Origin of the sequence: Streptomyces sp. Ac-502 (assembly GCF_045222935.1) — a bacterium.
GTDB classification, from domain to species: domain Bacteria; phylum Actinomycetota; class Actinomycetes; order Streptomycetales; family Streptomycetaceae; genus Streptomyces; species Streptomyces monomycini.
The window spans coordinates 4,539,351-4,561,849 of record NZ_JBHFFO010000001.1; the positions used below are offsets into that span (position 1 = coordinate 4,539,351).

Below are 22,499 nucleotides of genomic sequence, written 5' to 3' on the forward strand. Positions count from 1 at the left end.
GCGGCGGCCCGGGCACCGGGGCCCTTTCCGTACGTCAGCCGCGCCACTCCCGGGCCCGCAGCGGCAGCCCGGCGGCGCCGGAGTCCGGCGTGCGGACCGCCAGCACCTGGTTGACGCCGATCCGGTTGCGCTCGAAGGACAGGGCGGAGGCGGCCATGTACAGCCGCCACACCCGGGCCCGGCCCGGTGTCGTCAGCCGCACCGCCTCCGTCCAGCGCGCCTCCAGGTTGGCCACCCAGGCGCGCAGCGTCAGCGCGTAGTGCTCGCGGATCGCCTCCACGTCCCGCACCTCGAACCCGGCGTCCTCCAGCTGCCCGACGGTGCGGCCGACGGGGGCCAGCTCGCCGTCCGGGAAGACGTACCGGTCGATGAACTCGTCGACGCGGTAGGCGTCCTCGTCCGCCAGCGGGCGGCGGGCGATCTGGTGGTTGAGCAGGCGTCCGCCGGGCTTGAGGAGGGCGTACAGGTCGGCGGCGTACTCGGCGTAGCGGGCGCGGCCGACGTGCTCGGCCATGCCGATCGAGGAGATCGCGTCGAACGGTTCGTCGTGGACCTCGCGGTAGTCCTGGACGCGGATCTCGATCCGGTCGGCGAGGCCGGCCTCGGCGACGCGCTTGCGGCCGTAGGTGGCCTGCTCCTCGGAGAGGGTGATGCCGACGACCCGTACGCCGTACTCGCGGGCGGCGTGCAGGGCCATCGAGCCCCAGCCGCAGCCGACGTCCAGCAGCCGCTCGCCCTCCTTCAGGCGCAGCTTGCGGCAGATCAGGTCCAGCTTGTCGCGCTGGGCCTCTTCCAGGGTGGCGTCGGGGCTCTCCCAGTAGGCGCACGAATAGACCATGGACGGGCCGAGCACCAGCTCGTAGAAGTCGTTGCCGACGTCGTAGTGGTGGCTGATGGCCTCCTTGTCGCGGCGCAGCGTGTGCAGCGGGCCGTGGCTCTTGGGGGCCTCCTCGGCCGGCGGCTTGGGCGGTACGGGCAGGCCCGCCAAGGCCACCAGGTCGCGGACGGCAGCGCGGATCTCCGGCCTGGCCAGGGCCCGCAGGGCGGCGGCACGCTGCGGCTTGTCCGCCGCCGTACCGCGCTCCCACACCATCCCCGACAACTGGTCCAGCGCCTCGTACAGATCGCCCTCTACATCGATCTCACCAGCCACCCAAGCGCGCGCGAGGCCCAACTCCCCCGGCTTGAACATGAGGCGGCGCAGGGCGCGGCGATGGCGGATGACGAGGATGGGTGCGCCCGGCGGGCCGTACTCGCTGCGGTCCCAGGCGCGGATGCGCACCGGGAGCGGGGCTCCCAGCACCTCCTCGGCGAGCTTGGAGAGCCGTCCAGCGGCGCCGGCCATGTCGCACACCTCCGTGTTCGAGAAGGGCGAAGACAGTTTCACCCACCATGTAAACGCCGTCCGGGCGCCCGCTAGTCCCGTTCGTTCGTAAGGGAACAGCAAAACGACCACGGTCCGCCACAACGAATACGCCGAAGGGGCGGCCGCACCACGGATGGCGGCCGCCCCTTCGGCGGTGGTGTACGGGTGACGTCCGCTGCCGGACGTCACTCCCGACGGAAGGTCAGGAGGCCTTGGCCTCCGCCTTGTCGCCGCTCTTGGCCTTGCTTTGGGCGTCGTCGGCCGCGGCGGCGGGCGCCGGGGCCGGCTTGGCGGCCTCGTAGAACTCCTCGCGCGGGTTCTCCATGGCGCCGAGCGAGGTGATCTCGCGCTTGAGGAACATGCCGAGGGTCCAGTCGGCGAAGACGCGGATCTTGCGGTTGAAGGTCGGCATCGCCATGCCGTGGTACGCGCGGTGCATGTACCAGGCCAGCCGGCCCTTCAGCTTGATCTTGGTCTTGCCCAGGACGATCATCGCGACGCCCTTGTGCAGACCCAGGCCCGCGACCGCGCCCTTGTTGGCGTGGCTGTACTCCTTCTGCGGGAAGCCCCGCATGCCGGAGATCACGTTGTCGCCGAGGACCTTGGCCTGGCGCAGCGCGTGCTGGGCGTTCGGCGGGCACCAGGCGTTCTCGTTGCCCGCCTTGCGGCCGACCAGGTCCGGGACCTGGGCGTTGTCGCCCGCGGCCCAGATGTAGTCGGTGCCCTGCACCTGGAGGGTGGCCTGGGTGTCCACGTGGCCGCGCGGGCCCAGCGGGAGACCGAAGCGGGAGAGCGCCGGGTTCGGCTTGACGCCCGCGGTCCACACGATGGTGTTGGAGTCGACCTCCAGGTCGTTGCTCAGCACCACGTGGCCGTCGACGCAGGACTTGGTGCTGGTGCCGAGGTAGACCTCGACCCCGCGGCTCTCCAGGTGCTCCTTGCCGTAGGCGCCGAGCTTGGGACCGACCTCGGGGAGGATCTTGTCGGCGACGTCGACCAGCAGGAAGCGCATGTCTTCGCGCTTGACGTTGTTGTAGTACTTCGCGGCGTCGCGGGCCATGTCCTCGACCTCGCCGACGGTCTCCGCACCGGCGAAGCCGCCGCCGACGAAGACGAAGGTCAGCGCCTTGCGGCGGACCTCTTCGTCGGTCGTGGAGTCGGCCTTGTCCAGCTGCTCCAGGACATGGTTGCGCAGGCCGATGGCCTCCTCGATGCCCTTCATGCCGATGCCGTTCTCGGCGAGGCCGGGGATCGGGAAGGTACGGGAGACCGCGCCCATCGCGATGACCAGGTAGTCGAAAGGCAGCTCGTACGCCTCGCCGACCAGCGGCGAGATCGTGGCGACCTTGCGGTCCTGGTCGATGGTGGTGACGCGGCCGGTGAGGACCTCCGCCTTCGGGAGCACGCGTCGCAGCGGCACCACGACGTGGCGGGGAGAGATGCTGCCGGCAGCAGCTTCAGGGAGGAAGGGCTGGTACGTCATGTACGAGCGCGGGTCGACGACCGTGACCGTCGCCTCGCCGTACCGCATCTTCTTGAGGATGCGGCGTGCCGCGTACAAACCTACGTACCCACCGCCTACAACGAGGATCCTGGGACGCTCCGTGGTGCTCATGCAATCGAGTATCCACCCCCACTCGGAGCACCCCTCGTGAGCCCCTTCACAAGGTTGTGGGAGGGGTCTGCTACACTCCGCCGCCCCGTGATCGACGCCATAGCCCCACAAGGGAACCAAGGCACCGCCCTGAGCGTTGGACACCCCCGTTGATCAGGGATTGTGCCCTCCAGGACGACTGGACCACCCCGCACGTAAGCATGTCTTTAACACCCCTGAAAACCGCACATTCTTGCGGCACCGAGGACCTACGGCCCAGGAAGTAGGGCCCGCTGCCCGGTTTGCGCGGCCAGCGAGCCCTTTTTTCATGTGAAGAGTTTCACGAACTTTCTCCGCGACGAGGGCCCGAGAGCTCCCTGAAGGGACCCTTCCGGCCCTGGACGGGGACCCGGAGAGGTGATCGCGGACTCCGGGGCGGGCCCTGCCGCCGCCGCACGAGACGGAGGGGCGGTAGCCGAAGTCGCGACGGTGTACACATGCGCGCGTACACTGAACGCATGGCTGAGAGCACCGTGACCGTACGGGAAGCCCGCGCGCATCTCGCGGACCACATCAACCGCGCCGAGCAGGGCACGCCCACAGTGATCACTCGCAACGGCGTGCCGGTCGCGGCCGTCGTGCCGATCTCGGACTTCGACGCCCTGGAGGAAGCGGCCGATGTCCTGCTCGCCCGAGAGGCGGAAGCAGTCCTCACCGAAGGCGGCCCGACCGTGAGCATGGCCGAACTGCTGGCGGACCTGTTCACCGAGAACCGCCGAGACGCGGCGTGAAGTACGCGTTCCGGTTCACCGCGGCGGCGCAGCGGCAGTTGCGGGCCATCGAGCGGCCCGCCGCCATGCGCATCCTCGCCGCGCTGACCGCGCTCGGCGAAGATCCGTACCGCGAAGACGCCGACGTCAAGAAGCTGACCGGTCCATCGGGCCTCTACCGGCTCCGCATCGGCACCTACCGGGTCGCCTACCTGGTCGAGGACGGCGAACTCGTCATCCTCGTCGTCAAGGTCGGAGACCGGCGCGACGTCTACCGCAACATCTGACGAGCGGGCCGCCCGGGCTTCCGTGTCCGGGCGGCCTTCGTGTCCGGTCGGTCAGCCGGCCCGGAAACCGGGCGGCCACGCCCCCGGAGCGCTACACGCAGCTCCAGGCGATCCCGTCCAGGATGTCGTGTTCGGAGACGACGACCTCGTCCGCGCCCACCCGTTCCATGACCGACAGGAGGACGAGGGCGCCCGCGCCGATGACGTCGACGCGGCCCGGGTGCATCGAGGGGATGGCGGCGCGCTGGTCGTGGGTGGCGGTCAGGAGGTGGTGGGTGATCTCGCGGACCTTGGAGAGCGGGACGCGCGTGTGGTGGATGGCCTCGGAGTCGTAGCCGGGCAGGTCCAGGGCGATGGCGGCGATCGTGACCACCGAGCCGGCCAGGCCGACGAGGGTGGCGGCCCGGTCCAGGGGGACGGTCCGCGCGGCCTCGTCCAGGGCGCGGTCGATGTCCGCCCGTATGGCGCTGATCTGCTCGTCACCGGGCGGGTCGATGACCTCGCCGTCCCGTACGAGGTGCCGCTCGCTCATCCGTACGCAGCCGATGTCCACGGAGCGGGCGGCCTGGACGGTCTCGGAGCCGAGGACGAACTCGGTGGAGCCGCCGCCGATGTCGACGACCAGGTAGGGCTTCGCGAGGTCGGTGCGGCCGGTCAGCTCCTTGGTGGCGCCGGTGAAGGAGAACTCCGCCTCCTGGTCGCCGGTGATCACCTCGGGCTCGACGCCCAGGATGTCCACCACGCCGCGCACGAATTCGTCCCGGTTCTCGGCGTCGCGGGAGGCCGAGGTGGCGACGAAGCGGACGGTCTCGGCGCCCAGCTCCCGGATCGCCCCGGCGTACTCGCGGCAGGCCGCGAAGGTGCGCTCCAGGGCCTCGGGGGCGAGCCGGCCGGTACGGTCCACGCCCTGGCCCAGGCGCACGATCGTCATCCGGCGGTCCAGGTCCTTCAGCTCACCGGTCGCCGGGTCGAGGTCGGCGATGAGCAGGCGGATGGAGTTGGTGCCGCAGTCGACGGCCGCTACGCGCTTCATGCGGTCGGGTCTCCTTCGCCCTCGGTGGTGTCCGTGCTGTCGGTGCAGGGGGTCACGCACGGGCCCTTGCGCCACCACGCCGGCAGCATCGCGAGCGCCTCGTCGCCGAGCGGGTTGACGCCGGGGCCGGCCGCGAGCGAGTGGCCGACCAGGACGTGCAGGCACTTGACCCGGTCGGGCATGCCGCCCGCGCTCGGGAAGTTCCTCAGCTCCTCGATGGCGTCCCGGCGGCGGATGTAGTCCTCGTGGGCGGCCCGGTACTTCTCGGCCAGCTCCGGGTCCGTGGCCAGCCGCTCGGTCATCTCCTTCATCACGCCGTTGGCCTCCAGCGTGCCGATCGCGGAGGCCGCGCGCGGGCAGGTGAGGTAGTAGAGCGTGGGGAAGGGGGTGCCGTCCTCCAGGCGCGGGGCCGTCTCGACGACGTCCGGCTGTCCGCAGGGGCAGCGGTGCGCGATGGCGCGCAGGCCGCGGGGCGGGCGGCCGAGCTGTTCCTTGAAGGCCGCGATGTCCGCATCGGTGGGCTCGGTGCGCTCGGTCTGCGGCGGGGGCATGAGGTGTTCAGACACGGACGTGGGTGCTTTCGGTCGTGGCGGTGGTGGAGACGGCGGCGCCGTGCGGCGGGCCGGGCCGGGCGCGCGCCCCGCACAGGCTACTTGTCGGCGGCGTCCAGGCCGTTCCAGATGTTGTCGTACCAGGGGTCTTCGGTGGCGGCCTGGCCGGTGCGCCGCTTTCCCGTGCCGGATCCGTCCTGGACGATGAAGCCGGTCTCGCCGGGCCGGACGTAGTGCAGATGCAGCCGCGCCTGCTGGCGTACGTACTCCGGGTCCTGCCAGCGGGCCTTCTCGTCGCGCAGCTCGTCGGCGCGCAGCTGGGCCTCGGCGGCCTGGCGGCGCTGGTCGGCGATCTCGGAGCGCTGCGAGATGTACTGCCGGGTGGGGTAGGCGAGGGCGACGACCAGGGAGCACAGCACCAGCGCGAGCAGCGCCGCACGGCCGGTCAGGCGGCCCCGGCGGGGCCGGCCGGCGCGCTGGACCCGGGCGGCGGCCTGTTCGCCGAGCGCCTTGAGCCGGGTCGCGGTGGAGAACCGTTCCGCGGACACGTCGCCTCCCCTGGGTCACCACCGGGCCCGGAAGGCCCGGCCCGCAGCACGTACGTCCCCGGCAACGGTACGGGACCGCTGCCGGGGACGTACGTATTCACGGCTTCCGGGGCCGTTCGCGGCCCGCGGGGCTCAGCTCTCGCCGGCGCCGGTGTCAGTCCGCGACGCGGAACCGCGGGAAGGCGGAGCGGCCCGCGTAGACCGCCGCGTCGTCGAGGATCTCCTCGATGCGCAGCAGCTGGTTGTACTTGGCGACGCGCTCGGAGCGGGCCGGGGCGCCGGTCTTGATCTGGCCGCAGTTGGTGGCGACGGCCAGGTCGGCGATGGTGACGTCCTCGGTCTCGCCGGAGCGGTGCGACATCATGCACTTGAAGCCGTTGCGCTGGGCCAGCTCGACGGCGTCCAGGGTCTCGGTCAGCGAGCCGATCTGGTTGACCTTGACCAGCAGGGCGTTGGCCGAGTTCTCCTCGATGCCGCGGGCCAGGCGCTCCGGGTTGGTGACGAACAGGTCGTCGCCGACCAGCTGCACCTTGGAGCCCAGGCGCTCGGTGATGACGTTCCAGCCGGCCCAGTCGTCCTCGAACAGCGGGTCCTCGATGGAGACCAGCGGGTAGGCGGCGACGAGCTCCTCGTAGTACGAGGTCATCTGCTCGGCGGTGCGCTGCTCGCCCTCGAACTCGTAGACGCCGTCCTTGTAGAACTCGGAGGCGGCGACGTCGAGCGCCAGCGCGATGTCCTGGCCGGGGGTGTAACCGGCTTCCTTGATCGCTTCGAGGATCAGGTCCAGGGCCTCGCGGTTGGAGCCCAGGTTCGGGGCGAAGCCGCCCTCGTCGCCCAGGCCGGTGGCCAGGCCCTTGCCCTTCAGGACCTTCTTGAGGGTGTGGTAGACCTCGGTGCCCCAGCGCAGCGCCTCGGAGAAGGACTCCGCGCCGATCGGGGCGATCATGAACTCCTGGATGTCCACGTTGGAGTCGGCGTGCGAGCCGCCGTTCAGGATGTTCATCATCGGGACCGGCAGCACGTGGGCGTTCGGGCCGCCGAGGTAGCGGAACAGCGGCAGGTCGCTGGCCTCGGAGGCGGCGTGCGCGACGGCCAGGGAGACGCCGAGGATGGCGTTGGCGCCGAGCGAGCCCTTGTTGTCGGTGGCGTCCAGGTCGAACATGGCCTGGTCGATCAGGCGCTGCTCGGTGGCGTCGTAGCCGACCAGCTCCGGGCCGATCTGCTCGATGACCGCGAGGACGGCCTTCTCCACGCCCTTGCCCTGGTAGCGGGCCGGGTCACCGTCACGCAGCTCGATGGCCTCGAAGGCGCCGGTCGAGGCGCCGGACGGGACGGCGGCACGGCCGGTGCTGCCGTCGTCGAGGCCGACCTCGACCTCGACCGTGGGATTGCCTCGCGAGTCGAGGATCTCGCGAGCTACGACGACGTCGATGGACGGCACGTTGTCTCCTTCATGGGTGTCTGGAGTTCTGCAGCACGAGCCTAACGGCCTCCGGGGGTTCCGCTCGCCGCCAGCCCGGTCCTCGGGATGAATACACCCGCAAAGGCCCTGTTCACGGGACGTATGGGTGCATTGTTCGCTGAAGGGAGAAGTCGGCGGACGGGGGCGGGGCGGACCCGGCGGGGCGGCCGGGACGGTGGCCTCCAGGGCCCTGGGCGGCCCCTGGGCGGCCCCAGGCCGGGACGGCCGGGCCGGCTCGTGGCCGGGGAAAGGAGAAGCCCCGCCGCGGCGCCTGCGGGGGACAGGCGCCGTGGCGGGGCAGTCTCACGGGAAGAGCGGATTCCCGGGATGAGCGGCCCCCGGGAGGCGGGGCAGCCCGTACGTACCGCCGTACGTACGGAGTGCCACGGTCACCCGGGATCTCTCAGGGCTCGGACCGGCTCAGACGGCCAGCTTCTGGCCCGGGAAGATCAGGTTGGGGTTGCCGCCGATGACGGACTTGTTGTTGGCGTAGACCGACTTCCAGTTCTTGCCGTGGGAAGCGGCGATCTTGGCGAGGGTGTCACCGGACTTCACGGTGTAGTTGCCCTCGGGGTTCGACTTCGGCGTGGACTTCTGCGCCGGGGCCGGGGTCTTGCGGGCCAGCTCCTCGCCCTGCTTGCGGGCCTCGGAGCGCGAGGTGTTCTGCGGGGCGGAGTAGGAGCGCTGCGACTTGTAGGTCTTGTGCGACTTGTGCGAGCTGCTGCCGTGCGACGAGCCGCCGTCGGCCTTGGCGTTCGCGTTGCCCTGGCCGAGGTGGCCGCCGGCGCAGGTCCAGGCGCCCGGGCCCTGGATGGCGAGCAGGCGCTCGGCCGCGGCGATCTGCTGGCTCTTGCTGGCCTGGTCGGCGCGCGGGGCGTACTGGGTACCGCCGGCGGCGGCCCAGCTGGAGTTCGAGAACTGCAGGCCACCGTAGTAGCCGTTACCGGTGTTGATCGACCAGTTGCCACCGGACTCGCACTGGGCGACGGCGTCCCAGTTGTTGCCCGCGGCGGAGGCAGAGGTGGCGCCCATCAGCGGGACGGCCACAGCGGCACCGGCGACGCCCGCCAGCGTGGCGACGCGGACGGCCTTGGAGGGACGACGGTGCTTGCCCTTGGTGTTCAGCATGGTTGTTCCTCACCGACGCCTGCGAGGTGAGCTGTCGGGTTCGGGCCATGTGAGTTGCCCGGCCGTGTGTGCTTCACACATGGCTTCACCCCTAGCCGGTTGGACCCGCTTCCGCGGGCGGGGCCGGCGCTTACCTTGGGTCCCCCGCTCCTGCCTTCGGCGCTCTCGCGTCGAGTGACCTCCGACCACCGGCAGGATTCGGCGTGCGATCGAAGGGCCCGCTTTGGCGAGCGATGAAGACGGTAAACAGGAACACCCCGCGGGTTCAAACCCCTACATCTGAGGCCAGTTGACCCCCAGACATCACAGGATCATCACATTTCCGCAGGTCGCCGCAGGTTTGGAAACAACGGGCGGGACGGTCACCGCGGTCCCGAACGAGATCCATGTCTCACTTTCACCAAAGCGGGCAAATGACTGCGAACTATCCCTGTTGGTCACCGAGCTCAAGGCGCTGACCAGGGTGGATAAGGTCCGGATCGCCCCCGATGACACCTTTGTTGGCCTCGTAGAGCGCCGGCCAGCCCCCGGAGACTCCGCGGCCCTCCGCGATGGCTGACAGGTTGTCACCGGGCCGCACGGTGTAGTCACCTGGCGCGCCCGGGTCCGTGCGGTGCGCGTCGCCGCCCCGCGAGGGGTGTCCCCCGCCGGACCGGCCCGCGTCACCGGAGCCCGCGCCCGTACCGGTACCCGTACCCGCGTCCGTGCCCGTGCCCGTGCCCGTGCCCGTGCCCGCGTCCGCACCCGTGCCGGGCCGCTCCGCGGGCCGGCCGCGGTGCTTGCCCTGCGACGGGGGCGTGGTGGGGCCCGTGGAGGCGCCGTCGCCCGGGGTGGCCGGGTCGGCGGGGCGCGACGGGTCCTGCGTACGGCCCGTGCCGGACGGGTCCGGCGTACGGGACGGGTCCGGGGTGCCGGCCGGGCCGGTGGGCGACGGCTTCGGCTCCGGGGTGCGCGTCCCGCCGGCCTCCGGCGTCCCGGACGGCTTGGACGGCTTGGTGGAGGGCGTCGGGGTGGACGGGGACGGCGAGGAGGGCTCGGGGGACGGCGTCGCCGTACCGCCCGGGTCGACGTCCGGCCCGCTGCCGCCCCGCTTGAGCCCCGCGTTCACCGCGCAGCTCGGCCAGGCGTCGGGGCCGCGCGCGGCGAGGATCGACTCGGCGACGGCCATCTGCTGCGAGCGGCTGGCCAGGTCGGGGCGCGAGGCGTAGGACGGGCCGCCGTAGCGGTCCCACATCTCCTGGGTGAGCTGGAGCCCGCCGTAGAACCCGTTGCCGCCGTCGGCGCTCCACACCCCGCTGCTCTCGCACTGCGCGACGCGGTCCCAGGTGGCCGCGTCGGCGGCGTTGGCGCTGCTCGCGGCGAGCAGGGGCATGGCGAGGGCGCCGCCGGCGACTCCCGCCGTGACGAAGATGGCCGGAGCCTGGCGGGGGCGTCGGTGACGACCGTTCCCGGAGCGCATGCGGTTGCCTTTCGAGCGGCGGTTGAGTTGTCGTCGAGAGGCCGGCGCCGTCGGCTGCGTGGCCCGTGCGCTGCCGCGCCGCCCGCCCCGGCCTTTCAAACGGTTGAAAGTAGCGGTGCGGCCCGTCCGTCACAAGCCGGTGTAGCGGAGATCACGCTCAGGTCACGGCCCGACGTGATGTCATGTACGGTCGGGCACGCGGAACCGCGCGTACGGGCGCGGCGTCCCCTTCGGCAGGGACTCGGCATCCCCTGTGGCAGGGCGCGGTGTCGCCTTCGTACGGGTGTGCAGAGTCACCTTTGTACGGGTGCGGAGTCGCCTTCGTACGGACTCGGCGTCACCTTTGTACGGGTGTGAACTCCACCGGCAGGGCCCGCAGCCCCCGCATGATCAGCCCGCCGCGCCAGCGCAGCTCGTCCGGGTCGGCGCCGAGCCGGAGGTCCGGCAGCCGGGTCAGCAGGGTGGCTATCGCGGTCCGGCCTTCGAGGCGGGCCAGCGGCGCGCCCAGGCAGTAGTGGACGCCGTGGCCGTATCCGAGGTGCTGGTTGTCGCGGCGGGACAGGTCCAGGACGTCCGGCCCCGGGAAGCGCTCGGGATCGCGGTCGGCGGCGGCCAGGACGACCAGGACCGGGTCGCCCTCGGCGATCCGCTGCCCGCCGAGGGTGAGGTCCCGGGTGGCGAAGCGCCAGGTGGCCAGCTCGACCGGGCCGTCGTAGCGCAGCAGCTCCTCGACGCCGGTGGCGAGCAGTTCCTCGTCGCCCTCGGCGGCGGCCTGCTGGAGCAGCCGGCGCTGCTCGGGGTGGCGCAGCAGCTGGTACACGCCGTTGCCGATGAGGTTGACGGTGGTCTCGAAGCCGGCGAACAGCAGGATGAAGGCCATCGCGGCGGCCTCGTTCTCGGTGAGGTGCTCGCCGTGGTCGGAGGCGCGGATCAGGCCGGAGATCAGGTCGTCGGTCCCCTCGTCGCCGAGCGACTCGCGCTTGCGGTGGATCAGCTCGGCGAGGTAGCCGCGCATCTTCTTCACCGACCGGGCGACGCCGCCGCGCGGCCCGCCCCCGTGCCGGATCATCATCCCCGCCCAGTCCCGGAAGTCGTCCTGGTCCTCGCGCGGGACACCGAGCAGGTCGCAGATGGCGTAGATGGGCAGCGGGAAGGCGAACTCGTGGATCAGGTCGGCCTCGCCGCGCTCCGCGAAGGAGTCGATGAAGGCGTCCGTCAGTTCCTGTACGCGCGGCGCGAACCGGGCGATACGGCGCGGGGTGAACGCCTTGGAGACCAGCCGGCGCAGCCGGGTGTGGTCCGGTGGGTCGATGTTGAGCAGGTGCGTCATCAGGTTCGCGCCGCGCTCGCCGGGGATGCCGACCTTGCCCTTGCCGTGCGCGGCCTCGCTGTGGTGCACCGGGTTCTTCGACAGCCGGGTGTCGGCGAGTGCCTGCCGCGCGTCGGTGTACCGGGTCACCAGCCAGGCCTCGACGCCGCTGGGCAGCCGCGTACGGTGCACGGGCGCGTGCTCGCGCAGCCAGGCGTACGCCGGGTACGGGTCGGAGGCGAACTCCCACGTGAACAGTTCCGGGCAGGCGGGGGCGGCCGCTTGGCCGGTCACGGGGCAGGCGGGCCCGGCCCCGGAGGGGTCGGCGGGCCGCTCGCCGGCGGGGAGACCGGCAAAGGGATCGGCGGGAGAATCGGCGGGGAAAGGGGTCTGCGGTCGCACCCCTCGACGTTAACCCCCGCCGAAGGACCCGCTGTGCCCGTCCTGCCAGCGCTTGCGCTCCCGGTCCTGGTCGTCGCCGTGCCGGGTGGGGGCGTTGCCGTAGTCCGGCAGTTCGTGCGGGGTCAGCCGGTGGTCGCCGTCGCGCGGCACCTCGTTCGGGTCGCGCAGCTCGCTCTCGTACCCGGTCGGGTTCTTGGGCGGCGTCGGCTGGGTCTCCGGCTCGGGCGGGTCGGGCTCGCGGTCCCGGCGGCGCCTGCCGTAGACCACGGCGAGGATCAGTCCCGCGACGATGACGATCCCGGCGATCAGCGGACCGGTGCCGACGACCATGTCCCGCGTGAGGTCCACGGCCTGCTGGACGGAGGTCACGTCCTGGGCCGGTGTGGTCGAAGCGATCGTTGCTGTCATTGGACCCGGGTACCCGGGTGGACGGGGACGATGCGCGGGCGGCCACTGCCCCCGGCCCGGCGACCGGCGGCCGAGCGAACCCCCTGGTCACCGGCTTACGGCGCGGGCTCATGTCCCCCGTACGGCGGAGTCCGGTCCGGGATCAGGTACGGCGGAGCCCGGGCCCGGATCGCGTACGACGGAGCCCGGGCCCGGATCGCGTACGGCGGTACCCGGGTCCGTCCCGCGTACATCGGAGCCCGAACCCGGCCCGCGTACACCGGGGCCCGAGTCCGGCTCGGAGGGGTCCACCCCCAGCGCCTCCAGGAAGGCCGCGGCCGCCGGGGAGGGCCCGCGCGCGCTCCACACGACGCGTTCGACCCGGGCGGGCGCGTCCGGGACGCGCACCACGCTCAGCCCGGTCAGTTCCGCGGCGAACGCCAGCGGCACCATGCCGATGCCGAGCCCGGCGCGGACCAGCTTGGCCAGGAACTCCACGGTGGTCACCTCGAAGGCCACCTCGGTCGTCAGGCCCGCCGCGCGGAACGCGTCGTCCCGCTGGCGCCGCGCCGCCGACCCGGCCGTGAAGTCCACGAAGGTCTCCTGGGCCAGCCGCCGCAGGTCCGTCCACTCCCGGCCCGCCAGCGGGTGGCCGGGCGGTACGACGGCGACCAGCTCGCCGTGGGCCAGGGCCCGCTCCCGTACGCCCGGACTGCGGGCGCCGGGCACCAGACCGACGAAGGCGACGTCCAGCGCGCCCTGCCGGACCTGGTCGATGAGCTGTTCGCTCATCTCCATGCGCAGGCTGATGCGCACCTGCGGGTAGCGGGCGCGGTAGGCGCCCAGCTCGCGGGCCAGGTCGACGGCCGCGACGGTGGAGATCGCGCCCACGGCGAGGCGGCCGCGTACCTCCCCGACCGCCGCCTCCACCTCGGCGCGGGCCCGCTCGGCCGCCTCCAGCGCCTGCCGGGCGACCGGCACGAACGCCTCCCCGCGGCCGTCAGCCGCACGCTGCGGCTGGTCCGGTGGAAGAGCCGGGCGCCCAGCTCCTTCTCCAGGCGGGCGATCTGGTGGCTGAGCGCGGACTGCACGACGTGGCAGCGTTCGGCGGCGCGGGTGAAGCCGCCGGTCTCGGCGACCGCGACGACGTACCGCATCTGTTGCAGCTCCATGGCGGCGAGCGTAGCCAGGCGGAGACGTCCGTCGGGGCGCGTCGATCGCGTTTCACGATGGATGCGATGAAAACCATGTGTTGGACTCATCGCCCGGCGCGGCGGAAGCTGAGAGCCCGAGCGCCACCGTCAGGGCGGCGCGTCGTACGGAAAGGGACCTGATGGCTTCCCAGGTAGAGGGGCATCCCGGGCTGGGGCGCGGCACGCTGCTGCTGATGTCCGTGGCGACCGGCCTGTCGGTGGCGGGCAACTACTTCGCCCAGCCGCTGCTGGACGTCATAGGCCGCGACCTCCACCTGGGGGCGGCCGCCACCGCGCTGGTGGTGACCGTCGCGCAGGTCGGCTACGGGCTCGGGCTGCTGTTCCTCGTGCCGCTCGGCGACCTGCTGGAACGGCGGCGGCTGGCGGTGGGCCTGACCGCGGCCACCGCGGTCTTCCTGACCGTGACGGCGAGCGCGCCCAACGGGACGCTGCTGCTGATCGGCACCGCCCTGACCGGTCTGACCTCCGTCGCCGCCCAGGTCGTCGTCCCGTACGCGGCCTCCCTCGCGCCGCCCGCCGAACGCGGCCGTACGGTCGGCACCGTCATGACCGGGCTGCTGCTGGGCATCCTGCTGGCCCGTACGGCTGCCGGACTGCTGGCCGACCTCGGCGGCTGGCGCACCGTCTACTGGGTCAACGCGGGCCTGATGCTGCTGATGGCCGTACTGCTACGGCTACGGCTGCCCGCGCTGCACACCGGCGCCGGACTGCGCTACCCCGCGCTGATCCGCTCCACGCTCGCCCTCTTCGTACAGGAACCGGTGCTGCGCTGGCGGGCAGCGCTGGGCGCGCTGTCCTTCGCCGCGTTCAGTGTGCTGTGGACGGCGATGGCCTTCCTGATGTCCGGCCCCTCCTACGGCTGGTCGGAGTCGGCGATCGGGCTGCTGGGCCTGGTGGGCGCGGCCGGATCGCTGTCCGCCTCGGCCGCCGGACGGCTGGCCGACCGGGGGCTGGCCCACCGGGTCACCGGTGCGGGCGCGTTCCTGCTGCTCGGCTCCTGGGCGCTGCTGGCGACCGGGGGCGCGGGCGGCGTCTGGCCGCTGGTGGCCCTGCTGGCCGGGGTGGTCGTCCTGGACGCGGCGGTGCAGGCGGTGCACATCAGCAACCAGAACCTGGTCTACGCGGTGCGCCCGGAGGCCCGTAACCGTCTCAACTCGGCCTACATGACCAGTTACTTCGTCGGCGGCGCGGCCGGCTCGGCGCTCACCTCGGCGGTGTGGGGCGCGGCCGGCTGGGGCGGGGTGTGCGGCGTGGGCGCGGTGCTGGGCGCGGCCGTGGCCGCCGTCTGGACGGCCGAACGGCTGCGCCACCGCGGCCGGCGGCCCGGGGCTCAGCCCGTGGCGCCGGAGGCCGCCTCCTCGGCGGACCGGATCGCGTCCCGGTAGGTTCGGGCGGCGGCGCGCAGCGCTGTCTCCGGGTCCGTGCCGGCGGCTTCGGCCCGTACGGCGAGCGCGAGCAGCTCGTACCCGAACCCCTCGCCCGCCGGGAGGGCGTCGATACCGGCCGCGCGCGCCCGCGAGGCCAGCTTGCCGGCCAGCGCCAGGGCGGGCTGGCCGACCGGAATGCCTTCGGTGACCGAGGCGCGCTGCTTCTCGGCCGCCTTCGTCCGCGTCCAGTGGGCCTTGACGTCCTCGGGGGTGTGCGCCTCGTCCTCGCCGAAGATGTGCGGGTGGCGGTGGATCAGCTTCTCCACGATCGTGCCCGCCACGTCGTCGACGGAGAACGGCTCGTCCGGGTCGTCCTGCGCGATCCGGGCGTGGAAGACGACCTGGAGGAGTACGTCGCCCAGCTCCTCGCGCACCGCCTCCCGGTCCCCGTCCTCGATGGCCTCGACCAGCTCGTACATCTCCTCGATGCCGTACTTCGCCAGGTCCTGGTGCGTGCGCACCCCGCTCCACGGGCAGCCGCGGCGGATCCGGTCCATGACCTGGACGAGGTCGAGCAGGCGGGCGCCCGGCAGGTCGTACGAGCCCGGCAGCAGCTCCAGGTCCGGCATGGTCTCCCGGCCGGAGCCCGCCATCCGGGCCAGGCCGTCGGTCAGCTCCGAGTCGCCGTCGGCCGAGGTGATCACGACCGCCGTACGGTCCCCGGCCCGGCAGAACTCCACCAGCTCACGGGCGCCCGGCACCTCCGTACCGACCTCGACGCCCGCCTCGCGCAGATACGGCAGCTGCGGGTGGGCGGCGTCGGCGCTCAGCACGAGGTCGGCGGCGCGCAGCGTCTGCCACGCGGGCCAGGACAGCAGGCCGGGTGCGACCCGGTGGCTGGTCGTGAGCAGGACCAGGCGGCCGGGGGCGGGGGTCTGCGGAGTGCCGGGGGCGTCGGTGGCGTCAGCGTTCACCCGACGAACGTAACGCACGGCCTCGCCTGCGCCGCGCCCCCGGCCGGGGTCATGGCACCGGCTCTCAGGTCTGCTGCTGCTGTTGCGCGCCCGTCACGTCCTTGACCCACGGCTCCTTCGTCCCGCCGAGGACGACCTGGCTGTCGTCCCACTTCCCGAAGCGCGGATTGACGTCGATGCGCATCTTCCGGGACGTCCCGGCGAGCGACTCGGCGAGCCGCTGCTGGCCCTGCGGCTGCCCGCGGTCGGCGCCGATGCTCTTGGCGACGCCGTCCAGCAGCAGCTGGTTGCGGACCACCGCGTCGATCTCGCCGGGCGCGATGGCCTGCTGGAGCCACATCTCCTTCAGCCGGTCCGCGCCCCCGCGCTGCGCTCGGCCGCCGCGCGCCACTGCTGCACGTCGCGCCGGGAGACGGTGACCCCGGCGTCCTTCGCGCCACGCTCCAGCACCCGGTCGAAGATCATGCCGTTGAGGGTGGCGGGGCTCAGCTTCCCGGTGTTCTCCACCAGTTGGGCGGCCTGCGGGGACTTCTCCTGGGCGGCGCGTACGTCCCGTACCCGCGACTGGAGCTGCGAGACACTGATCCGCTGCCCGTCCACCACGGCCGCGGCGCCGGGATGCGCCTCCGTGCCGCAGGCCGTGAGCAGCGGGGCGGCCAACAGGGCGGCAGCGGCGGAAACGGGAAGCGCGGTCCTACGGCGGAACATCAAGCCTCCTGGCAGGGTGCGACATGCGACAGCGGTGCGGCGACGTGCGACGTGCGGCTCTTCCGACCCGGCAAACCTGGTGTTGATCGATGCCGATGCTAAAGAGTCCGCGGGGCCCGGGCCACTGATTCGACCAACGAGTTGCCCGGAAGGCGGTTTCTCTTCCGGTTCTCCCCCGGTGCCTGCCCCGCCGCCCACGGCGTCAGCCGCGTACCTGCCCCAGCCAGTACAGGGTGCGGCGGACCTCCGCCGGGAAGGCGCCGTGCGGGCCGTGCAGGCGTTCCGCGTCGTGCAGGAGGCGGGAGAGGGTTTCCTGGGCGGCGCCGCGTTCTCCGAGGGCGAGCAGGAGGTGGCCGATGGAACGCCGGATCTCCAGGGGCCTCATGGGGTCGTCCGGGTAGCGCTCGAAGTGCGGCAGCAGGGCGCGGTACTCGCCCAGCGCCTGGGTCACCTCGCCCAGTTGCTCCAGGCACTGCGCGGCCTCGTAGTGGAACTGGAGCGCCTGCCGGGCCGATCCGGGGCCGGTGTCCCGGCCGAACTCCTCGGCCAGTGTGCGCAGTTCCGGCAGGGCCCGGCGGTACTGGCCGTCGTCCATGAGGGTGGCCGCGTACTGCTTGCGCAGGGTCCGTACGACCGGTGAGTGGGCGCCGTGCCGGGCGGCGGCGGCCGGCAGGATGCCGCCGAGGATGTCCACGGCGTGGGTGATGCGGCCCTGGTCCAGGAGGCGTTTGACCTCGTCCACGGCCGCGGCGACGTCGGGGCCGCCGGTGCCGGAGGTCCGGAGGTCGGCGGCTCCCTGGGGCCGGAAGCCGCCGGTTCCTATGGACGTCCGCGGGTCGGTGCCCACGGGCGGGTACGGGGGCGGCGGGGCGTAGCCGGCCGCGGGCGCCGCGGCCGGCTGCCGCGGTACGGCGGGCGCGGCCACGACCGGCTGCGGGGCCGGGGGCGCTGCCGCGCGGGCGGGCCACGGCGCGTGCGGGTGCAGGAACGGGCGGGTCGGGTCCATCGGCGCGCCCGTGCCCGTACCGGCCCGGCCTTGGGCCGCGGTGGGCAGCAGCGGCACCAGCGCCTGGTAGACCTCCTGCGCGTCGGCGGGGCGCTCCTGCGGGTCCTTGCCGAGCAGCCGCAGGACCAGCGCCTCCAGCTGCTCGGGCACGTCCGGCCGGAGGCGGCGCACCGGTACGGGCGGCTCGTACAGGTGGCGGTGCAGCACGCCCAGCGCCGTGGAACCGGCGAACGGCACCTCGCCGCTGAGCAGCTCGTGCAGCAGCACACCGAGCGCGTACAGATCCGTGTACGGACCGACCGAGCCGCCCATCGCCTGCTCGGGCGCCATGTAGGCGGGGCTGCCGATGGGCGATCCGGTGCTGGTCAGGCGGGTGGTGTCGGTGTCCAGGGCGGCGGCGATGCCGAGGTCGAGGACGGTGAGGGTGCCGTCCGGCTTGACCATCACGTTCCGCGGCTTCAGGTCGCGGTGGATGATCGGCACGGCGTGCACGGACGCCAGCACGGCGCACAGCTGCGCCGCCACGCTGACCGCCCACGGCCAGGGTACGGCTCGTGCTCGGCCAGGTGGTCGGCGAGGTCCGCGCCCTCGACGTACTGCATGACGAGGAAGAGGTCGTCGCCGTCGCTGCCCGCGTCGTGGACGGTGACCAGACCGGGGTGGTCGACCTGCGCGGTGACGCGGCACTCGCGGACGAAGCGGCGGCGCATCTCCTCCGCGTCAGGGGTGCCGGACACCCGGTCGGGGCGCAGCAGTTTGACGCCGACGCGGCGGTCCAGGCGGCGGTCGTAGGCGATCCAGACCTGGCCCATGCCGCCTTGGCCGAGCAGCGCGGACAGTTCGTAACGCTCGGCGACGACGCGTCCGTTCAACGGCCCTCCTCCTTGCGGAGGTAGTTGCTCAGCTCGTCCAGTTCGGCGCGCACGCGGTCGATGCGCTGGGGCTGGGACGCGTAGGGGGCGGCGGGGGTGGCGCGGGGCTGCTGAGGCGGCAGCTGGGGTCCGGCGTACGGGTTCGGGGCGGGCGGTGCGGGGGCCGGAACGGGGGCCTGCGCGGGGGCCGGAGCCTGGGCCGGTCCGGGGTAGCCGTAGCCTGCGGCGCCCGGCCCGGGGTAGCCGTACCCGGCACCGTCCGGCCCCGGATAGCCGTACCCGGTGCCCTCCGGCCCCGGATGGCCGTACCCCGCTCCGGTCGCGCCGTAGCCGCTCCCCGCGCCCGCCGTCCCGTACTGCGGCCACTCGGCCGTGCCGCGCTGCGCGCGCCCGTCGACGACGAGGTAGTACACGACGACCCCGGCCATCTGAAGGAGGATCAGCGCCGCACTGGCGTTCGACTGCCAGGAGTTCTCGTCGTGGCCGCCGGCGACCACGATCGCGGCGAGGACGAGGGCCAGGTCCGCGCCGAACACCCACCAGCCCAGCGGACGGCGCTGCACGAGCGCGGCGCGCAGCAGCGTCACCCAGGCCAGGAAGCCGAGGCTGAGCACGGCCAGTGCCACGAAGACCACCCGCAGCAGGACGGCCGTCCGGTGCGGCGCGGGACGGTGCGGCGCGGGACGGTGCGGCGGTGCTGCCGGGGCGGGGCCGTGCATGACTGCTCCTGACGGATCGAGGCCCGGCGTGGGGCGGTGGGTGCGGTTGCCGGGACATGCTCGGCCGGGTGCGATCGAGCGTATATACGACACCGCTGAGGCCGCCGGGGTTGTAGGAAATCAGCCGGGTGTCACCGAACCGTCCGTCAGACCGTCGTGGAGCCCCTGCACGAGCTGTTCGCCCAGCCGGGCGGCGAGGCGCAGGGTCTCCTCGAAGGCGGCCAGTTCACGGAAGCGCCGGCCGTAGCGGAGCTGGTCGGCCAGCGGCAGCCGCGGGAGCTGGAGGCGGCGGACGTCCAGGCGGGTGGCGGTGGACGCGTAGCTGCTGGCCTGCCGGGTGTTGGCGGTGCCGCGCAGGAACCCGGCGAGGAACCACGGGTCGAGGGCGGCCGGGTCGGGCCGCAGGAGGAAGAGGTTGCGGCCGAGGGCGGCGCCCGCGGTGTCCTCGCCGACGACGCGGGCGACGGCGCCGCCGCCCAGGACGGGCACCACGACGTCCCCGGCCGCCACGAGGACGGGCTCCTCGGCGGGCCCGCCGCTCTCGGGCAGCGCGCCGCTGGGTGCCGTGCCGCCGATGACGTCGTGCTCGGTGAGGACGGCGGGCGCGGTGTCCGCGGTCGCGGTGCCGGGGCCGCCGGCGCGCAGCACGAGGGCACCGGCGCGGGCGAGTTCCCCGACGGTGGTCAGCGGCCAGCGGGCGGGCGCGGTGTCGGGGCCGCCCGCCGCGTCCGGGGTCAGCTCGGCCGTACGGGACAGGGTGGTGGCCAGCCGCTCCCGGACGGTGGCCAGTTCGGCGAGGCCCCCGGCGGCCGAGGGGGCGGCAGGTGGCGGGCCGGGGCCAGGTCCACGTCGTCGCCGAGCAGGTCGATGGCGGCCAGGGTGCGCCGTACGCCGGGCCGTTCCTCGACCCCGCCGTCCCGGTCGAACGCTTCCCACGCCTCCAGCGCGGTGGTCCGTACGGCCTGCCAGTCGGGCTTGTCCCGGCCGGGGGCGCCGCCCGCGGCGAGGGCCGCGGTGTCGACGACGAGGAGGTGCGGCGAGGGCTGGGCGGCGGCACCCGGCTTGCGCAGGACCCACAGGTGCAGCGGGATGCCGTACGGCGGTGCCGCCCCGGCCGGCAGGGCGATCACGGCGCGCAGGGCACCGCGGCGCAGCAGGTCGGCGCGGATGCGGCGGCCGGAGCGGCGGGACGCGGCGGCGGGCGGCATCAGCAGGACGGCGGTGCCGCCCTCGCGCAGCCGGGCCAGCGCGTGCTGCACCCAGGCCAGTTCGGATTCCGTACGGGCCGGGAAGCCGTACTCCCAGCGCGGGTCGTAGGCCAGTTCGTCGTGGCCCCAGTTGCGTTCGTTGAACGGCGGGTGGGCGAGGACGGCGTCGGCGGCGAGCTGGGGGAAGGCGTCGGCGCGCAGGGTGTCGGCGGCGTGCACGCGCACCTGTGCTGCGGGGGCGTGCAGGGCCAGGCGCAGCGCGGTGAGCGCGGCCAGGTCCGGGTCGGCCTCCTGCCCGTACAGCTCCGCGGTGTCCTCGGCGGCGTCGGCGGCCGCGTCCAGGAGGCTGCCGGTGCCGCTCGCCGGGTCCAGGACGGTACGGGCCGGGCCGGCCAGCGCGGCCATCAGGGCGGCCGGGCCGGGCGGGGTGAGGGTGTACTGCCGGGGGTTGGCGTCCAGGTGACGGCCCAGGAGGAACTCGAAGGCCGGTACGGCGCCGTCCTCGCCGGCGGCGAGTTCCGCGGTGGCCCGCACGAGGGCGGCGGAGGGCAGGAGGGCGTCGCGGGTCAGGCCGTGCACGGGGTGGTGGCGGCCCAGGTGGGCGGCGAGCACCGAGGCGAGGGGGCGGGCAGCAGGCCGGCCAGTTCGGTGTCGTCGGCGGCCTCGTTCAGGCGGCGCCAGGCGGCGGGCCGGTCGCGGACGAACAGCAGGACGGCGCCGGCGTGCCGCAGGGCGGTGGCGGCGCCGTCCGGGTGGGAGACGAGCTGCTGCCAGACCCGTTCGCGCAGCGGCACCTCGGCGAGTTTGCCCTGGGCGCGCAGCCAGTGCTCGACGTCGGCGAGGGCGAAGGTGGGGCTGGTCTCCGTACCGCCGACGGGCCGGGGAAGCCGGTGTGCCGGCGGCGCCAGTTGCTGACCGCGGCGCGGCCGACGCCGGCCAGCCGGGCGATGCCGGCGGCGGTCACCTCGGTCACGGGCGCGGGTTCCGGGCCGTCGGCCGGACCGTTCCATGTCGCTGCTGCTCTGTCCGGCACCTGGCTGGCTCCCGTCCGCTCGCCCTTCACCTGCCTGTGTCGCCGAGCATACCCAGGAACACGACACCGTCCCCTTCACAGCGTGAAGCACCTTCGCCCCGTAAACCGTGTTGACTCGGTTCACAGGAAGTGCTGTTATTGACCCACCGCACCACCGGTTCACACGGCGGAACCGGCTCATCCCGGTTCGCAGGGGCACCCCTGCGCCCGAACCGACGCTCTCCCGCTCCAGCGCCCGGAAGGGGCCGTACCTCCATGTCGCACCAGATGCACCACCCACACGCCCCGCAGGCCCCGACGGGCATGCCGCCGCAGCAGGCCGCACGCAACGGGCTGGGGATCGCCGCGCTCACCCTCGGCATCATCGGCACCCTCAGCGGCCTGATCCCGCTGCTCTTCTGGCTGGCCGGCATCCTCGGCCTACTGGCCCTGATCTTCGGCCTGGTGGGACTCGGCAGGGTCAAGCGCAGGCAGGCCACCAACAAGGGCGTGGCCCTGACCGGCACGGTCTTCGGCATCCTCGCGCTGATCGCGTCGGTGGTCGGCCTGGTCGTCACCGTGACCGCGGTCGACCAGGCGGTGAAGGAGGTCAACAAGGCCATGGAGGGCTCGGAGGCCAAGCCGAAGGACGGCGGCGCGGCCACGAAGGAGTACCAGGGCGGCGCCACCGCCGTCTACGGCACCGGCCTGAACGTCACCGTCTCCAAGCCCGCCTCCTTCACCCCCGGCGAGTTCGCGATCGGGCACGCGAAGGGCAACAAGTCCTACAAGGTCACCGTGCGGCTGGAGAACAAGGGCACCAAGGACGTCGCCGCTGACCTGGTGACGGTCGAGGCGCGCGCCGGCAAGGACGGCAAGACCGCCGAGCGGATCTACGACGACAAGTCCGGCGCCGGCTTCAGCGGCACCGTGACGGCCGGCAAGACCGCCACCGCCGACTTCGCCTTCGACGTGCCGGCCGGCGCGAAGACCCTGGACGTCGAGGTCCGCCCCGGCTTCGACCACAAGGCGACCCACTGGCAGCTCACGCTCTGAGCACCCGTGTCATGGCCTGTGCCATGGCCTGCGTCATGACCCCGACAGGCCGCCGGCCCGGAACCGC

General features: G+C 73.2%; 16 protein-coding genes, 4 pseudogenes and 1 riboswitch. Of the genes and pseudogenes, 4 read left to right on the plus strand and 16 right to left on the minus strand.

Features of this window, described 5'->3' with window-relative positions:
* Positions 1–34 precede the first annotated feature (34 nt).
* Both ACEXOX_RS20320 and ACEXOX_RS20325 read right to left on the minus strand, forming a co-directional pair.
* Complete coding sequence (locus ACEXOX_RS20320; protein WP_406522331.1) at positions 35–1,345, minus strand: class I SAM-dependent methyltransferase; 1,311 nt, start codon at positions 1,343–1,345, stop codon at positions 35–37.
* Positions 1,346–1,568: 223 nt separating this feature from the next.
* Complete coding sequence (locus tag ACEXOX_RS20325) at positions 1,569–2,981, minus strand: NAD(P)/FAD-dependent oxidoreductase (RefSeq protein WP_406522333.1); 1,413 nt, start codon at positions 2,979–2,981, stop codon at positions 1,569–1,571.
* 497 nt (positions 2,982–3,478) lie between these two features.
* Here ACEXOX_RS20325 and ACEXOX_RS20330 point away from each other — a divergent pair, with 497 nt between their 5' ends.
* Entirely contained in the window at positions 3,479–3,751 is a 273-nt protein-coding gene (locus ACEXOX_RS20330) for a type II toxin-antitoxin system Phd/YefM family antitoxin (protein WP_406522335.1), read from the plus strand.
* Positions 3,748–4,017, plus strand: a complete 270-nt coding sequence (locus tag ACEXOX_RS20335) for a type II toxin-antitoxin system RelE/ParE family toxin (RefSeq protein WP_406522337.1) — start codon at positions 3,748–3,750, stop codon at positions 4,015–4,017. The genes ACEXOX_RS20330 and ACEXOX_RS20335 overlap by 4 nt, the downstream gene beginning before the upstream one ends.
* Before the next feature lie 91 nt (positions 4,018–4,108).
* Here ACEXOX_RS20335 and ACEXOX_RS20340 read toward each other — a convergent pair whose 3' ends face one another.
* The 9 genes and pseudogenes from ACEXOX_RS20340 to ACEXOX_RS20380 form a co-directional block, all read right to left on the minus strand.
* Positions 4,109–5,050 (minus strand): exopolyphosphatase, encoded by a 942-nt coding sequence (locus ACEXOX_RS20340; protein ID WP_406522338.1) that lies wholly within the window; start codon positions 5,048–5,050, stop codon positions 4,109–4,111.
* On the minus strand, positions 5,047–5,601 hold the full coding sequence (locus ACEXOX_RS20345; protein WP_406526406.1) for a DUF501 domain-containing protein: 555 nt from the start codon (positions 5,599–5,601) through the stop codon (positions 5,047–5,049). The genes ACEXOX_RS20340 and ACEXOX_RS20345 overlap by 4 nt, the downstream gene beginning before the upstream one ends.
* 98 nt (positions 5,602–5,699) lie before the next feature.
* Positions 5,700–6,149 carry a septum formation initiator family protein gene (locus ACEXOX_RS20350; protein WP_030021608.1) on the minus strand — a complete coding sequence of 150 codons (450 nt, stop codon included), beginning with the start codon at positions 6,147–6,149 and terminating at the stop codon, positions 5,700–5,702.
* A gap of 154 nt (positions 6,150–6,303) precedes the next feature.
* Entirely contained in the window at positions 6,304–7,590 is a 1,287-nt protein-coding gene (eno, locus tag ACEXOX_RS20355; RefSeq protein WP_030021607.1) for a phosphopyruvate hydratase, read from the minus strand.
* A 441-nt stretch (positions 7,591–8,031) separates the two neighbouring features.
* Complete coding sequence (locus tag ACEXOX_RS20360; protein ID WP_030021605.1) at positions 8,032–8,739, minus strand: transglycosylase family protein; 708 nt, start codon at positions 8,737–8,739, stop codon at positions 8,032–8,034.
* A 1-nt stretch (position 8,740) separates the two neighbouring features.
* A riboswitch (cyclic di-AMP (ydaO/yuaA leader) is annotated at positions 8,741–8,953 on the minus strand.
* 210 nt (positions 8,954–9,163) lie between these two features.
* Complete coding sequence (locus tag ACEXOX_RS20365; RefSeq protein ID WP_406522341.1) at positions 9,164–10,198, minus strand: transglycosylase family protein; 1,035 nt, start codon at positions 10,196–10,198, stop codon at positions 9,164–9,166.
* A gap of 337 nt (positions 10,199–10,535) precedes the next feature.
* Positions 10,536–11,801: a cytochrome P450 gene (locus ACEXOX_RS20370; RefSeq protein ID WP_406526407.1), complete on the minus strand. Its 1,266-nt coding sequence runs from the start codon at positions 11,799–11,801 to the stop codon at positions 10,536–10,538.
* A gap of 117 nt (positions 11,802–11,918) precedes the next feature.
* Positions 11,919–12,317: a DUF6479 family protein gene (locus ACEXOX_RS20375; RefSeq protein ID WP_238783358.1), complete on the minus strand. Its 399-nt coding sequence runs from the start codon at positions 12,315–12,317 to the stop codon at positions 11,919–11,921.
* 276 nt (positions 12,318–12,593) lie between these two features.
* Positions 12,594–13,468: pseudogene (locus ACEXOX_RS20380) on the minus strand (LysR family transcriptional regulator); the annotation flags it as partial.
* A gap of 161 nt (positions 13,469–13,629) precedes the next feature.
* Here ACEXOX_RS20380 and ACEXOX_RS20385 point away from each other — a divergent pair.
* A complete protein-coding gene (locus tag ACEXOX_RS20385; protein WP_406522343.1) occupies positions 13,630–14,895 on the plus strand; it encodes an MFS transporter in 1,266 nt (421 codons plus the stop codon).
* Here ACEXOX_RS20385 and ACEXOX_RS20390 read toward each other — a convergent pair.
* The 5 genes and pseudogenes from ACEXOX_RS20390 to ACEXOX_RS20410 form a co-directional block, all read right to left on the minus strand.
* Positions 14,841–15,851 carry a nucleoside triphosphate pyrophosphohydrolase gene (locus ACEXOX_RS20390; protein WP_406522345.1) on the minus strand — a complete coding sequence of 337 codons (1,011 nt, stop codon included), beginning with the start codon at positions 15,849–15,851 and terminating at the stop codon, positions 14,841–14,843. The two genes, ACEXOX_RS20385 and ACEXOX_RS20390, sit on opposite strands and share 55 nt — an antisense overlap.
* A 64-nt stretch (positions 15,852–15,915) precedes the next feature.
* Positions 15,916–16,559: pseudogene (locus ACEXOX_RS20395) on the minus strand (SurA N-terminal domain-containing protein).
* Positions 16,560–16,761: 202 nt separating this feature from the next.
* Positions 16,762–18,437, minus strand: a pseudogene (locus tag ACEXOX_RS20400) (protein kinase domain-containing protein).
* Entirely contained in the window at positions 18,434–19,156 is a 723-nt protein-coding gene (locus tag ACEXOX_RS20405) for a hypothetical protein (protein ID WP_406522347.1), read from the minus strand. The pseudogene ACEXOX_RS20400 and the gene ACEXOX_RS20405 overlap by 4 nt, the downstream one beginning before the upstream one ends.
* Positions 19,157–19,276: 120 nt before the next feature.
* A pseudogene (locus ACEXOX_RS20410) lies at positions 19,277–21,328 on the minus strand (N-6 DNA methylase).
* A gap of 324 nt (positions 21,329–21,652) precedes the next feature.
* Here ACEXOX_RS20410 and ACEXOX_RS20415 point away from each other — a divergent pair.
* Positions 21,653–22,432 (plus strand): DUF4190 domain-containing protein, encoded by a 780-nt coding sequence (locus tag ACEXOX_RS20415; protein WP_406522349.1) that lies wholly within the window; start codon positions 21,653–21,655, stop codon positions 22,430–22,432.
* The last annotated feature ends 67 nt before the right edge of the window (positions 22,433–22,499 follow it).

Coding starts and splice junctions, on each gene's coding strand:
- ACEXOX_RS20375 (WP_238783358.1), bottom strand. CDS start 12,317: ATGACAGCAACGATCGCTTCGACCACACCGGCCCAGGACGTGACCTCC.
- ACEXOX_RS20320 (WP_406522331.1), bottom strand. CDS start 1,345: ATGGCCGGCGCCGCTGGACGGCTCTCCAAGCTCGCCGAGGAGGTGCTG.
- ACEXOX_RS20360 (WP_030021605.1), bottom strand. CDS start 8,739: ATGCTGAACACCAAGGGCAAGCACCGTCGTCCCTCCAAGGCCGTCCGC.
- ACEXOX_RS20405 (WP_406522347.1), bottom strand. CDS start 19,156: ATGCACGGCCCCGCCCCGGCAGCACCGCCGCACCGTCCCGCGCCGCAC.
- ACEXOX_RS20330 (WP_406522335.1), top strand. CDS start 3,479: ATGGCTGAGAGCACCGTGACCGTACGGGAAGCCCGCGCGCATCTCGCG.
- ACEXOX_RS20340 (WP_406522338.1), bottom strand. CDS start 5,050: ATGAAGCGCGTAGCGGCCGTCGACTGCGGCACCAACTCCATCCGCCTG.
- ACEXOX_RS20385 (WP_406522343.1), top strand. CDS start 13,630: ATGGCTTCCCAGGTAGAGGGGCATCCCGGGCTGGGGCGCGGCACGCTG.
- ACEXOX_RS20325 (WP_406522333.1), bottom strand. CDS start 2,981: ATGAGCACCACGGAGCGTCCCAGGATCCTCGTTGTAGGCGGTGGGTAC.
- ACEXOX_RS20345 (WP_406526406.1), bottom strand. CDS start 5,601: ATGCCCCCGCCGCAGACCGAGCGCACCGAGCCCACCGATGCGGACATC.
- ACEXOX_RS20415 (WP_406522349.1), top strand. CDS start 21,653: ATGTCGCACCAGATGCACCACCCACACGCCCCGCAGGCCCCGACGGGC.
- ACEXOX_RS20365 (WP_406522341.1), bottom strand. CDS start 10,198: ATGCGCTCCGGGAACGGTCGTCACCGACGCCCCCGCCAGGCTCCGGCC.